We start from the raw sequence: 11,964 nt of genomic DNA on the forward strand, positions 1-11,964 counted from the left end.
TAGACGACGAGGTTGATAGGTTCGAGGTGGAAGCGCAGCAATGCGTGGAGCTGACGAATACTAATCGGTCGAGGGCTTATCCAAAACATAGAGCTTCTACTGCGCAACGTTTCGTATCTAGTTTTCAGGGAATAGCCCTGAATCGTTTGGTGACAATGGCGGAGGGGAACCACGCGTACCCATCCCGAACACGACCGTTAAGCCCTCCAGCGCCGATGGTACTTAGACCGCAGGGTCTTGGGAGAGTAGGACGTCGCCAAGCGGAGCCCACTCTGTGGGCTATTTTTATGTCATTTTACCCGGTTTAAGGGCCCTTAGCCCAGCTGGTTAGGGCTCACCCCTGATAAGAGGTCGGTGGTTCGGATCCACTAGAGCCCATCATCATAGAAATTATGGGGCTATAGCTCAGCTGGGAGAGCACCTGCCTTGCAAGCGGGGGGTCAGAGGTTCGATTCCGATTTGCTCCACCATTATTCCCTGATAGCTCAGTTGGTAGAGCACTCGACTGTTAATCGAGTTGTCACAGGTTCGAGTCCTGTTCGGGGAGCCATTTCCTATGGACGCTTAGCTCAGCTGGGAGAGCATCTGCCTTACAAGCAGAGGGTCGGCGGTTCGATCCCGTCAGCGTCCACCATTTACGTTTAAAAATACGGAGAGGTGTCCGAGCTGGCCGAAGGGGCACGATTGGAAATCGTGTAGGCGTCACAAGCGTCTCGAGGGTTCGAATCCCTCTTTATCCGTTGCGACTGGAAAGGTACCCAAGAGGCCCAAGGGGGCTGACTCGAAATCAGCTAGGCGGGTAACTCCCGTGCGTGGGTTCGAATCCCACTCTTTCCGCCATACATAAGGCCCGTTGGTCAAGGGGTTAAGACACCTCCCTTTCACGGAGGTAACAGGGGTTCGAATCCCCTACGGGTCATATTATGAACGCTTAGCTCAGCTGGGAGAGCATTACCTTGACAGGGTAAGGGTCAGCGGTTCGATCCCGTCAGCGTTCACCATGCGGAGCCGTGGTGTAGAGGCCTAACATGCCTGCCTGTCACGCAGGAGACCGCGGGTTCGAATCCCGTCGGACCCGCCATTATTTATGGCTCGGTAGCTCAGTTGGTAGAGCAGAGGACTGAAAATCCTCGTGTCGGCGGTTCGATTCCGTCCCGAGCCATGTTAGCCGTTGTGGCTCAATGGTAGAGCAGCTGAATCGTAATCAGCAGGTTGGGGGTTCGATTCCCTTCAACGGCACCATTTTGGAGGCTTAGCGAAGTGGCCAAACGCAGCAGACTGTAAATCTGTTCTCTGACGAGTTCGGTGGTTCGAATCCATCAGCCTCCATCTATGGCGGTCGTGGCGAAGTGGCTAACGCATCGGATTGTGGCTCCGACATTCGGGGGTTCAATTCCCCTCGATCGCCCTTAGTTTGACCAAACCTATTGGGAATTAACCAAGCGGTAAGGCAACGGACTTTGACTCCGTCATGCCTAGGTTCGAATCCTAGATCCTCAGTGTGGGAGCCATTAGCTCAGTCGGTAGAGCACCTGACTTTTAATCAGGGTGTCGAAGGTTCGAGTCCTTCATGGCTCACTTTAAAACCTAAATATGCGGTCGTGGTGGAACGGCAGACACACCATCTTGAGGGGGTGGCGGGCGCAAGCCCGTGTGGGTTCAAATCCCACCGACCGCATGATTTATTCATTTGCAGTCGTGGCGGAATTGGCAGACGCGCTAGATTCAGGTTCTAGTGGTGTAACAGCCGTGGAGGTTCGAGTCCTCTCGACTGCATCATGCGGAAGTGGCTCAGGGGTAGAGCATCGCCTTGCCAAGGCGAGGGTCGCGGGTTCGAATCCCGTCTTCCGCTTTTTTCTTTTTGGGGCTAAAGCCAAGTGGTAAGGCGAAGCTCTTCAAAAGCTTTATGCCCCAGTTCGAATCTGGGTAGCGCCTTAAGCCGGAGTTGCGGAATCGGCAGACGCACCGGACTTATAATCCTGCGGTAGGCGACTGCCGTACCGGTAAAGGCGAAAAGCACTAAGACCCACAGCACCTTGGCTGTGGGTCTCTTCCTGCTCAATTTGTACGATTTTATTTACCGCGGCCTTTTGCTAGCTAGTTTAAGCGGGTGATGGGAATCGAACCCACGCTACCAGCTTGGCGTTTAGAACCGGGCGCCAGGCGCGGACGAGGATGAGCGAAATTCGTCCTTACGAATGCGCTTCGTATTGACGGTCATGTAATGCAGTCGATGAAAATTCCGAGGGACGCTATAAATTTCCGGTTCAAATGTGGTTAACGCTTCACGCTCGTCTCTTGTCGTTTTGACGACAACAGATACCCCGTCCTTTTGAACCACGGCATAGATTTTCCCGTTGACCCGAAAAAAGACGGTTTGTCCCAATGTTCTGCTTCTTCCGTTTTCGGTAGGGAGAGCGCGATTTGGCGCACGCCGTCAATCGTAATAGCCACGCCCTTCACCACTTTGAAACGTTGCAATAAACCAACTGTTTCCGAATTCATCTTTGATACCGCCGTTTCTTTCTCCATACGGCATGTCCGCCGGTTCATACAGAGAAACCGCTCCTGCCTCCAATGCTCGCCTGTAGCACTCATCCGTGTTGCGAACAAAAACATGCAGTGAAGTTTCATTGGCCGGCCACATCTCATTAGCATCCGATACTTCGATGATCCCATGTCCGATACGCACCTCGGCATGCGTAATCGTTCCCTTTTCATCCGTCGTGCGGTGAAGCACTTCCGCATCGAAAACGGCTTGCAAAAAATCCAACAATCGATCGGCGTGTTCCGCACGCAGTGTCGGAACAACTGAAGAATAATTTTTAGGGGTCCACTCGTTTCCCATTCCTAATGTCCTCCTCGCGTTAAAGTGTGAAACGCATTCAGCGATAAGCTGCGTTTTTGTTATGTGCTTGTTCCTCAAATTTTACAGCAAAAATCACACACCGTATTGTAAATAATTGACCCTTTCGTCATAAGCGAACATGATTGTAATGCCTCCCGGGAATCGTCTCATAATCAGTCGGGTTCAATCCGGAAAAAGCGCGAAAATCCTTAATAAAGTGAGACTGATCGTAATACCCGCAATCGACTGCGATATCTGACCAATCTAAAATGTTTTGTCGTTCATTCATTTTCCTTAGCACCCCTTGAAATCTTCGGATGCGGCTGTAACGTTTTGGGGTATAGCCGGTTTCCCTCTGGAATAGTTCGATAAATCTTCTGTGACTGATACCGATTTGGCCAACAATGTGTCGAACGTGATCCGTCCGTTCGCTTTTCCTACCGAAATGCTCGATCGCATACTGAACAGCCGGATGGATATCAAGCGGTTTAACCGCCAACTGCAGCAATCGGTTGGTAAGCACACGAAACATTTGCTCGACAGTTGGCAAATCGATCAGTTCCTCACGCAGTTTTCCGGCTAAATGCCCCCAAATCGCATCCATCGATTGCATGACATTATGTAATTGATTTAGTGGGTAACCAAGAAACGGATATGCGCCGCCCGGTTTAAAATGGATTCCAATCACTCTCGTTTCAAGCGAATTGCAGATCACGAAATGTCTCGAATGAGGCCCGCAGACAAATACATTGTTGAGCCGCAATGTCTCGTTCGATGCAGTTGCCATGAGGACTTTATCCGCAGTTAAATCAATAATGAGATCAACGGAACCGTCCGGTATTGACAGCTCATTTTGACTTGCAGTATTTTGGCTTTCCATGTACCAAAAATAATCCACGAATGCCGATAATTGCCTAGTCGGTTTGCAGGTGAGCATGATTATACCGAAACTTCTCCTTTTCGTAACAGTTTTTTAACAGTCTTCAAATCGAACTTTCGTCTGTGAACTCCGATTTATAGCTTAATTATACCGTACATGGGAGTGCATATTATGGATGGAATGGAGGGGCGAGCCTAAATAGGCTACGCTCCGTTTTTAAGTGGGTTTTGGAAGTTGTAACTGAATTTGATAGAACCGTCTGCGTGAACATCTACACGATTAATTTTTTTATGAATCCTGTCACTCTGGATTTCCTTGTTATTTAAGTCTTGCGCGGCGAATTTCGTTAGCTCCGTCTTAAACTCCGATACTCGCGATTCAATCTGAAGTCGAGACGTTCGTATATAAATCAAATATTAGCCGAACAGAGGGTGTGTTGACAGGATTGGGATCTAATTTCCCCCGCTTTACTTTGTCGTAGCCAAATGGCGGCGTACCGTGAAATATTCCTTCACGTGATCGAAACTACTATAAAACAAGACCATAACCCACAGCACCCCGGAGGAAAGCCAACGGGGTCTTTTTTACGTTGTACGCCGCGGTACAAAGCGATGATTCTCGCGAAAAAAAATGGAAAAAAATCGGTTTACAAACAGGTTGAAATCATCTAGTATTGAAGTGAAACAATGGTTTCATTTTAATAAATGAACGGATTGCATTCTAACAATTGGCGGACACAAAAACGTGATTGAGGAAGGTGCGCAGAATGGGGAATGTGCTTCTCAAGAACGGAACGGTTGTGACTTCTGAACGGCTCATCGCGAACGGCTATGTATGGGTTCGAGATGGGCGTATTGCCGCTTATGGAACATGGGACGCGGAGGTGGAGAAAGCAACTGCCGGCGCTCCGGAGATCGATGCGGACGGTGCCTACATTGCACCAGGCTTCGTCGACATTCATTGCCACGGAGGAGGTGGTGTTTGGGCGTTCAGGCAGCCGTATGAATGTGCGATCGCTCACCTGCAGCATGGCACGACGAGTCTTCTCCCTACTTTATCGTACAACGAGAGCCGGGAGGAGACTCGTCAGGGCGTCATCGACATCGTTGCGGCGATGAATTCCGATGCATCTTACCGTGCGGCTATTGCAGGCATTCATATGGAGGGCCCTTATATTAATAAGAAGTACGGTGCGATTACGTCGCCGATACGTCCGGTTGATCCTGAGGAGTACAACGAAATTTTGAGTTTGGCCGGAGACCAGATCAAGCTGTGGACTTTGGCGCCGGAACTTGAGGGGCAGTACGAGTTTGCCGAAGCGGCCTCGCATTACGGCATCACGCTGTCCGTCGGGCACTCCGAGGCGAGTGCGGAGCAAATTTTCGCATTGGTCCCGAAGGGGTTGCGGGTCGGCTGCCACTGTACAAACGCTAGCGGTGCGACGCCGTCGCCAAGCCGCTACGGGGGTACTCGCGAGGTCGGTGTAGACGAGGCCGTTCTCGTGCATGACGATATTTATGCGGAAGTTATTCCCGACAAACAAGGCGTTCATGTCCGGCCGCTTATGCTTAAACTTATCCTGAAAGCAAAGGGAGCAGGACGTGTAATTATAATTACGGACGGCATGCCCGATTCCGGGTTGGCCGGATCCGACGAGCCGGACGTGAACTATAATCATAAGGGTGATCTTGCCGGCAGCAAGCTGACGATGGACGCCGCCGTACGCAACATGATGCTCCATACCGGTGCCGGTATCGTGGACGCCTTCAGGATGGCCTCATTAAATCCGGCGAAGGCGATTCGGATGGACCGGGAGATCGGAAGCATTGAGGTCGGCAAGTGGGGCAATCTGATCGTTTTGGATTCCGATATCAGGGTGCGTACGGTCGTGCTGCGCGGGATTCACGTAAAATGATGCGCCGGGGCAAAAAAAGCATTTACAAAACGGCGTGTATGGTTTATTTTAGTAATTAATAATAAAACCAAAGTATCAATAGATGAAACCTTCTCGTGAATTTTACAGATCGGAGATGGCCTATGTCGATAATGAACGACTTGCTGGAAACGCCAGCCGTCGTCGTGGATTGGGACGCGGTACTGGCCAATCTGCGGCGTACCGCGGACCGGGCCCGAAGGGCGGGCGTAAAGCTTCGTCCTCATACGAAGACGCACAAGAGCGTGGTCATCGCGCAGGAGCAAATCCGCAGCGGTGCGCACGGGATTACGGTGGCAAAGCTCGGTGAGGCCGAGGTGATGGCGGACGGCGGCATCGAAGATATTCTCGTCGCCTTCCCGATTGTCGGCAAAGCCAAGCTGGAGCGGCTCGGCAAGCTGATGCAGAGGGCGCGTATTACGGTAAGCACTGACGATTACGACGTCGCCCGCGGATTGTCCGATTTGGGCGAAACCCTGCGGCGGCGTGTGCCGCTTTACGTCGATGTCAATTCCGGCCTGAACCGCTGCGGCCGGGAGCCCGGTCAGGAGACGGGGGAAATGATTGAACAGCTCATCACGCTGCCCGGAGTTGAGGTCGTCGGCCTGATGACGCATGCCGGCCATGCTTACGGCGGACATTCGGACGACGACATTCGTCGCATCGCCGTCGGCGAAGCGGAGAGTCTGCTGCTAACGAAGGGATGGTTGAAGCGCCACAAGGGGATTGAGATCGCCGAGATCAGCGTGGGCTCGACGCCGACTGCAACATTCGTGGAAGCGCTGCCCGGAGTGACTGAAATTCGCCCGGGTGCCTATGTATTCGGAGACGTGTCGCAAATCGTGACCGGGACGGTCACAGCTGCCGATTGCGCACTGCGGGTTTATGCGACGGTAGTGAGCACGCCTCGCCCCGGGACGGCAATTATCGACGCCGGATCGAAGACGCTAACGAACGACGTCAATGGTTTTCGCAAAGGTTATGGGCTGTTGCCGGCATATCCGGACGTCATTGTCGAGCGGCTGAGCGAGGAGCACGGCATCCTTCGCTTGCCGGACGGCGTGTCGCTGAAAGTCGGGGATGTGGTCGAACTGATACCGAATCATTGCTGCACCGTCGTCAACCTTCACGACCGGCTGCTGCTCGCGAGAGGCGGCCGAATTGAATCGCAGCTGACGGTCGATGCGCGCGGCAAGATCCAATAACTTTCATCCTTTTAAACGCAGGAGGGGCCCTGATGTCCAAAGCTTATCATGTCAGCAATGCTCCCGAATTTCCGCTGCCTTTCTCGCACGCTGTCGTAGCCGGCGATTTTGTCTACGTCTCCGGTCAGGTCGGCGTCGATCCCCAGACCCGGGAAGTCGCGGGTACGACAATCGAAGCGCAAACCGAGCAATGCTTCCGCAATTTGGAAACCATTTTGCAAGGCGTTGGTCTGACTCTCGATCATGTCGTCAAAACGAACGCTTACTTGCTCCACCAATCCGACATTCCGGCGTACAACCAGCTGTACGCGAAAATCATGAATCAGCCTTATCCGGCGCGCACGACGATCCAATGCGGTATCGCCCCTTATCTGATCGAGGTGGATGTGGTCGCTTACATCGGCTCCACGCGCGAGCGAGCTTAATATCGGAAGCGGAGGAAGTCGGGATGAATGAGCACGGTCAGGAAGTTAGCTTAAAAGTAGCGGTCGTGGGCATTTTGCATGAGACGAATACGTTCGCTCCCGGACTTACTGGACTTGATGATTTTACCGGAGAGTGGATAGCCGGTAAAGAGGCGTTCTACGCTCGTTACGAAGGCACCCGCACCTCCATGGGAGGTGTAATCGCCAAAGCGCGGGAGCTGGGCATCGAGCTCATTCCCGGCTTGTACGCTGCAGCTACGCCGAGCGGCATGGTGGCGGCCGGGGCAATGGAGACGCTGATGGGCGAAGTGCTCCGCTCCGTGGACCGTACCGCCGACGCCGTCATTGTCATTATGCACGGAGCGATGGTCGCCGAGCATATACCCGATGTCGAAGGGGAGTTCCTCGAGCGTCTGCGCGGAATGGTCGGTTACGGCTTGCCCGTCGCAATGACGCTCGATCTGCATGGAAACATCAGCCGCCGTATGGTGGAGCTGGCCGATATCATCGTCGGCTACGATACGTACCCGCATGTTGACATGTTTGAGCGGGCGGAAGAAGCGCTGGAGCTGCTGTGGCGGACAGCAAGGGGCCAGATTCGCCCGGTGCGCGCGCTCGCTCAGCCGGCCATGCTGGTAGTGCCGCAGGCGATGTTAACGGAACAAGGCGCCATGCGCGAGCTGATGGAGGAGGCATTCGCGCTCGAGAAGCTGCCGGGCGTGCTGAACGTGACGGTAGCCGGCGGCTTCCCTTACAGCGACGTACCCGATGCGGGCATGGCCTTCGTCGTAACGACGGATAACGATCTGCCGTTGGCCGAGCGTTCGGCGGAGTGGCTCTCGGAGTTGGCCAGAAGCCGTAAGGAGAAATTCGCCGTTCGCTTCGTAACGCCGGAAGATGCCGTGCGGCTGGCGCTCGCCGAGCAGGAAGGTCCAATCGTGCTAACCGAAGGCTCGGACAATGTCGGCGGCGGCTCGCCGGGCGACGCCACACACTTGCTTGCGCTTCTCGTCGATCCGCAAGTGCCCGCCCTGGTCGTCATCCGCGACGTAGAGGCGGTGGCAGCAGCGTTCCGTGCCGGAATCGGCGGCATGTTTGAGACCGATGTCGGCGGCAAAAGCGATACGTTGCACGGATGCCCCGTCCGCCTTCACGGCAAGGTAAGAACGCTGTTCGACGGTATTTATCGCCATGTCGGGCCTTACATGACCGGGCAACTGGCGGATATGGGCCATACGGCGGTCGTCGAGTGCGGCAAGCTCACCGTCGTTTTGACGGAGAAGCGGCAAGCGCCTTGGGACCTGGGGCACGTCCGCTCCGTCGGCCTTTGGCCGGCCGATTTCCACATCATCGTGGTCAAGTCGGCCATAGCGTGGCAGACGGCATTCGGTCCGTTCGCAAAAAAGGTAATTCACGTCGAATCCCCGGGCTGCTGCACCTCCAACTTGCACCTCTTGACATATCGTCTTGTCCGGCGTCCGGTATATCCGCTGTGAAATCCATCTGGATGGGAGAAGGTAACATGACGATGACTTATCAGTACGAGCAATCGAAAATCAAATTCGAGGCATCGCGCAAGTACCTTGCTCAGGGTGTCGCCAGTTCGCTCAGAGCAGCGATGAAACCGGTTCCACTGTTTGTCGAGTCCGCTTCCGGCTCCCGTCTTCGGGACGTTGACGGCAACGAATACATTGATTATATGCTCGGCTACGGCCCGCTCATTCTCGGCCACTCGCACCCGGCTCTCGTGGAGAGCGTTCACGAAGCGATGCTCAAAGGCTCGACTTACGGACTGCAGCACGACGGGGAGATTACGCTTGCGCGCCGCCTCACGGAGCTGCTGCCTTGCGCCGAATCGGTGGCTTTGAGCGGCTCGGGCACGGAGGCAGTCATGCTGGCGCTGCGGCTGGCCCGGGCCTATACGGCCAAACGCAAGATCGTACGCTTCCACGGCCATTATCACGGGTGGTCGGATACGATTTTCACTTCGTTCCCGAGTTCGGACATGAAGCCCTCGGGTGCACAGGGACAGGCGCAGGCCGAAACGCGTCCGCTGCCCGGTACGGGAGGGCAGAGCGAGATCGCGCTGTCGGAGGTGATCTTGCTGCCATGGAATGATCCGGACTTGCTGGAGCGAACGCTGCGGGCCGGCAAGGACGAGATCGCGGTGGTCATTACCGAGCCGGTGATGTGCAATTCCGGGTGCATTTTGCCTCTGCCGGGCTATCTGGAACGAATGCGCGGGCTGACGAAGGAGCTCGGCATCGTTATGGTGATGGACGAGGTCATAACCGGCTTCCGCATTGGCATCGGCGGCGCGCACGGCCATTTCGGTCTAATGCCGGATCTCGTCACGGTCGGCAAAGCGCTCGGCGGCGGCGTCGCAGTCAGCGCCGTGGCCGGCAAATCGGAGATTATGAAGCTGCTGGACAATGGCGCCGTCAGCCACCTCGGCACGCTTAACGGCAACTGCATCGCGACCTCTGCGGCGCTTGCCACCCTGGACGTGCTGACGGCGAACGGCGGCGCGGTATACGGTTCGATGAACCGTGTCGCGGGCAGGCTTGTGCAAGGTCTGCGGGACGCGATGGCGAAGCAGGGGAAGAAGGGCATTGTTAACCAATTCGGTCCCGTTTTCCACATGATGTTTACCGCCGAGGAGCGGGTGGACAATTTTGCTTCCTTTAATAAAAGGGACGCCGGCGCCTATGGTTTGTTCGCCGAACGCATGCTGGAGGAAGGAGTCCTGCTGCGGCCGAACGGCTTGTGGTACGTATCCGTCGTCCATAATGACGAGGATGTGCGGCAGACGGTGGCGGCCGCCGAACGCGCAATGGCGCGAATGTAAATGCGGAAGAAGCCGGTAACGGATGAATGGGGGAACGAGCGATGAGATTGGCGGGGAAAGTGGCGCTTGTGACGGGCGGAACGACGGGGATCGGCGAAGCCATTGCGGACCGCTTTGTCCGGGAGGGAGCCAGGGTGGCGGTTACCGGGCGCGATCGGACGCGCCTCCATCAAGCGCTGCAGCGATTGAACGAAAACGGCGAAGCGATCGGCGTAGTCGGCGACGTGCAGTACGCCGCCGACGCCCGGCGTATGGCGGAGGAGACGCTCGGGCGCTGGGGCCGGATCGACGTGCTCGTGAGCAACGCTGGCATTTGCAGCCCGGCCCCGTTCCTGGAGCTGACCGAGGAAGAATGGGACCGCCACATGGCGATCAATTTGAAGGGCACGTTCCTGATAGGCCAGCTCGCAGCCCGGGAGATGGCCAAACAAGGCAGCGGCTCCATCATCAACATGTCCAGCGTCAACGGGCTTGCGGCGGAAGCCGACCAAGCCCATTACAATGCGACCAAGGGCGGCATCAATCTGCTCACCATGTCGATGGCGCTCGAGCTGGCGCCGCTCGGCATCCGCGTTAACGCGCTGTGTCCGGGCTTCATCGAAACGCGGCTGACGAAGTCTCTGATCGACAATCCGGCGGCGATCGGCCCGTATTTACGGACCATTCCGATGGGGCGCGTCGGAACGCCGGAGGACATCGCTTCGGCAGCGCTGTTCCTCGCCTCCGACGACTCCGTCTATATGACCGGCCATTGTCTGGTCGTCGACGGAGGACAGTTGATCAAATTATCTTGAAACGAATCCCGGAAGCGAGGTGCCGGCGATGGGCAAGCCCATAGTCGCGAAAGATCATATCCGCCTGGCCATGATCGGCTGGGTGGACGGCAACGGCCATCCTTATTCCTGGAGCGCAATATTTAACGGTTACGATCCCGAAGCGATGCGCCGCAACTGTCCGTACCCGGGCATACCGGCTTACCTCGACAAAGAGCCGAAAGATACGCTGCGCATTCAGGGAGCAAATGTAACCCACATTTGGACCGACGATCCGGAGGAAGCGCCCAAAATTTGCGAGGCGTCGCTCATTCCCAACGCCGTCACCCGTCCGGAGGATGTGATCGGCCATGTCGATGCTGTCATAATCGCTACAGACAAAGGGCACGAGCACGTCGAGCGGGCGCGTCCTTTTGTCGAAGCCGGTCTGCCGGTGTTTATCGATAAACCGATGGTCGACAACGAGGCCGATCTCGTCGTTTTCAGCGAATGGGTGAAGCAGGGAAAGGCGATTCTCTCGTCCAGCTGCATGCGCTACGGCAAAGAATTCATACCGTATCAGCTGTCCGTCAACAATCTGGGGCAGTTGCGTTATGCCGGCATAACTATGGCCAAATCGTGGGAGCGCTACGGTATTCATGCGATGGAGAGCGTATATCCGATTGTCGGACCGGGCTTCGTGTCCGTGCGCAATACCGGCACATCGGAGCGTAACGTTGTACATATGAAGCATTCCGGTGGTTTCGACGTGGTGGCGGTCGTTACGAAGGATTTGTTCGGCGGCTTCGGCCTTCTGCAGCTCGTCGGAACGGCGGACTACGCGTTCGTGCCGTTCCGGGACACGTTCTATTCGTTCAAGATGCAGCTGACGAGCTTTATCGAATATTTGCGGACCGGCGAACGTCCGTTTCCGTTCGAGGACACGGTGGAACTGATGAAAATCATCATCGCCGGTATCCGCAGCCGGGAGCAGCAGGGACGTAAAGTTTATCTGTCGGAAATAGCGCCGCATTAGCGGAAACTTCACGATCGTTCACTGGGAGGGGAACATT

General features: G+C 55.4%; 10 protein-coding genes, 18 tRNA genes and 2 rRNA genes. 27 read left to right on the forward strand and 3 right to left on the reverse strand.

The features are described 5' to 3' along the window. From SD70_RS13715 to SD70_RS13810, 20 genes are all read left to right on the forward strand, one after another. A 23S ribosomal RNA gene (locus SD70_RS13715) occupies positions 1-84 on the forward strand; the annotation flags it as partial. A gap of 61 nt (positions 85-145) precedes the next feature. Next, a 5S ribosomal RNA gene (gene rrf / locus SD70_RS13720) occupies positions 146-262 on the forward strand. 46 nt (positions 263-308) lie between these two features. After that, a tRNA-Ile gene (locus tag SD70_RS13725) sits at positions 309-378 on the forward strand. 16 nt (positions 379-394) lie between these two features. Continuing rightward, positions 395-470, forward strand: a tRNA-Ala gene (locus SD70_RS13730). A gap of 4 nt (positions 471-474) precedes the next feature. Next, a tRNA-Asn gene (locus SD70_RS13735) sits at positions 475-550 on the forward strand. Positions 551-558: 8 nt separating this feature from the next. Next, a tRNA-Val gene (locus tag SD70_RS13740) sits at positions 559-634 on the forward strand. A gap of 17 nt (positions 635-651) precedes the next feature. Continuing rightward, a tRNA-Ser gene (locus SD70_RS13745) sits at positions 652-740 on the forward strand. A gap of 8 nt (positions 741-748) precedes the next feature. Next, positions 749-840: transfer RNA gene (locus SD70_RS13750), tRNA-Ser, on the forward strand. A 7-nt stretch (positions 841-847) separates the two neighbouring features. After that, positions 848-919 (forward strand) — tRNA-Glu (locus SD70_RS13755). A gap of 6 nt (positions 920-925) precedes the next feature. Further along, a tRNA-Val gene (locus SD70_RS13760) sits at positions 926-1,001 on the forward strand. A 3-nt stretch (positions 1,002-1,004) separates the two neighbouring features. Next, positions 1,005-1,081 (forward strand) — tRNA-Asp (locus tag SD70_RS13765). Positions 1,082-1,089: 8 nt separating this feature from the next. Beyond that, positions 1,090-1,162: transfer RNA gene (locus tag SD70_RS13770), tRNA-Phe, on the forward strand. Positions 1,163-1,167: 5 nt separating this feature from the next. Continuing rightward, positions 1,168-1,242, forward strand: a tRNA-Thr gene (locus SD70_RS13775). A gap of 4 nt (positions 1,243-1,246) precedes the next feature. Continuing rightward, positions 1,247-1,329 (forward strand) — tRNA-Tyr (locus SD70_RS13780). A gap of 6 nt (positions 1,330-1,335) precedes the next feature. Continuing rightward, positions 1,336-1,408: transfer RNA gene (locus SD70_RS13785), tRNA-His, on the forward strand. A 20-nt stretch (positions 1,409-1,428) separates the two neighbouring features. After that, positions 1,429-1,500: transfer RNA gene (locus tag SD70_RS13790), tRNA-Gln, on the forward strand. Between the two features lie 5 nt (positions 1,501-1,505). Beyond that, positions 1,506-1,578: transfer RNA gene (locus SD70_RS13795), tRNA-Lys, on the forward strand. 17 nt (positions 1,579-1,595) lie between these two features. Further along, positions 1,596-1,678, forward strand: a tRNA-Leu gene (locus tag SD70_RS13800). Positions 1,679-1,692: 14 nt separating this feature from the next. Next, positions 1,693-1,776, forward strand: a tRNA-Leu gene (locus tag SD70_RS13805). Between the two features lie 4 nt (positions 1,777-1,780). Beyond that, positions 1,781-1,852 (forward strand) — tRNA-Gly (locus SD70_RS13810). A gap of 294 nt (positions 1,853-2,146) precedes the next feature. Here the strand turns inward: SD70_RS13810 and SD70_RS40360 are convergent. The 3 genes from SD70_RS40360 to SD70_RS13830 form a co-directional block, all read right to left on the reverse strand. Next, positions 2,147-2,341 carry a hypothetical protein gene (locus tag SD70_RS40360; protein WP_197081036.1) on the reverse strand — a complete coding sequence of 65 codons (195 nt, stop codon included), beginning with the start codon at positions 2,339-2,341 and terminating at the stop codon, positions 2,147-2,149. A 96-nt stretch (positions 2,342-2,437) separates the two neighbouring features. Next, positions 2,438-2,848 (reverse strand): VOC family protein, encoded by a 411-nt coding sequence (locus SD70_RS13825; RefSeq protein ID WP_041048126.1) that lies wholly within the window; start codon positions 2,846-2,848, stop codon positions 2,438-2,440. A gap of 127 nt (positions 2,849-2,975) precedes the next feature. Further along, positions 2,976-3,785 (reverse strand): DUF6597 domain-containing transcriptional factor, encoded by an 810-nt coding sequence (locus SD70_RS13830; RefSeq protein WP_052487413.1) that lies wholly within the window; start codon positions 3,783-3,785, stop codon positions 2,976-2,978. Between the two features lie 709 nt (positions 3,786-4,494). Between SD70_RS13830 and SD70_RS13835 the strand changes: the two genes are divergently transcribed. The 7 genes from SD70_RS13835 (at position 4,495) to SD70_RS13865 (ending at position 11,927) form a co-directional block, all read left to right on the forward strand. Then, positions 4,495-5,643 (forward strand): N-acetylglucosamine-6-phosphate deacetylase, encoded by a 1,149-nt coding sequence (locus tag SD70_RS13835; protein WP_041048127.1) that lies wholly within the window; start codon positions 4,495-4,497, stop codon positions 5,641-5,643. 122 nt (positions 5,644-5,765) lie between these two features. Then, positions 5,766-6,866 carry an alanine racemase gene (locus SD70_RS13840; protein WP_052487414.1) on the forward strand — a complete coding sequence of 367 codons (1,101 nt, stop codon included), beginning with the start codon at positions 5,766-5,768 and terminating at the stop codon, positions 6,864-6,866. 32 nt (positions 6,867-6,898) lie between these two features. Beyond that, complete coding sequence (locus SD70_RS13845) at positions 6,899-7,291, forward strand: RidA family protein (RefSeq protein WP_041048128.1); 393 nt, start codon at positions 6,899-6,901, stop codon at positions 7,289-7,291. Between the two features lie 23 nt (positions 7,292-7,314). After that, on the forward strand, positions 7,315-8,787 hold the full coding sequence (locus SD70_RS13850; RefSeq protein WP_041048129.1) for a M81 family metallopeptidase: 1,473 nt from the start codon (positions 7,315-7,317) through the stop codon (positions 8,785-8,787). A gap of 26 nt (positions 8,788-8,813) precedes the next feature. Then, positions 8,814-10,139: an aspartate aminotransferase family protein gene (locus tag SD70_RS13855; protein ID WP_041048130.1), complete on the forward strand. Its 1,326-nt coding sequence runs from the start codon at positions 8,814-8,816 to the stop codon at positions 10,137-10,139. A 41-nt stretch (positions 10,140-10,180) separates the two neighbouring features. Beyond that, complete coding sequence (locus SD70_RS13860; RefSeq protein WP_041048131.1) at positions 10,181-10,933, forward strand: SDR family NAD(P)-dependent oxidoreductase; 753 nt, start codon at positions 10,181-10,183, stop codon at positions 10,931-10,933. 28 nt (positions 10,934-10,961) lie between these two features. Then, positions 10,962-11,927 (forward strand): Gfo/Idh/MocA family oxidoreductase, encoded by a 966-nt coding sequence (locus SD70_RS13865; RefSeq protein WP_041048133.1) that lies wholly within the window; start codon positions 10,962-10,964, stop codon positions 11,925-11,927. The last annotated feature ends 37 nt before the right edge of the window (positions 11,928-11,964 follow it).

The sequence above is a fragment of the Gordoniibacillus kamchatkensis genome (genome assembly GCF_000829455.1).
GTDB classification, from domain to species: Bacteria; Bacillota; Bacilli; order Paenibacillales; family NBRC-103111; genus Gordoniibacillus; species Gordoniibacillus kamchatkensis.

Excerpts from the sequence above, each read along its gene's own strand:
- SD70_RS13860 (WP_041048131.1), top strand. The coding sequence starts at position 10,181 with ATGAGATTGGCGGGGAAAGTGGCGCTTGTGACGGGCGGAACGACGGGG.
- SD70_RS13830 (WP_052487413.1), bottom strand. The coding sequence starts at position 3,785 with ATGCTCACCTGCAAACCGACTAGGCAATTATCGGCATTCGTGGATTAT.
- SD70_RS13850 (WP_041048129.1), top strand. The coding sequence starts at position 7,315 with ATGAATGAGCACGGTCAGGAAGTTAGCTTAAAAGTAGCGGTCGTGGGC.
- SD70_RS13825 (WP_041048126.1), bottom strand. The coding sequence starts at position 2,848 with ATGGGAAACGAGTGGACCCCTAAAAATTATTCTTCAGTTGTTCCGACA.
- SD70_RS13865 (WP_041048133.1), top strand. The coding sequence starts at position 10,962 with ATGGGCAAGCCCATAGTCGCGAAAGATCATATCCGCCTGGCCATGATC.
- SD70_RS13840 (WP_052487414.1), top strand. The coding sequence starts at position 5,766 with ATGTCGATAATGAACGACTTGCTGGAAACGCCAGCCGTCGTCGTGGAT.
- SD70_RS13835 (WP_041048127.1), top strand. The coding sequence starts at position 4,495 with ATGGGGAATGTGCTTCTCAAGAACGGAACGGTTGTGACTTCTGAACGG.
- SD70_RS13855 (WP_041048130.1), top strand. The coding sequence starts at position 8,814 with ATGACGATGACTTATCAGTACGAGCAATCGAAAATCAAATTCGAGGCA.
- SD70_RS13845 (WP_041048128.1), top strand. The coding sequence starts at position 6,899 with ATGTCCAAAGCTTATCATGTCAGCAATGCTCCCGAATTTCCGCTGCCT.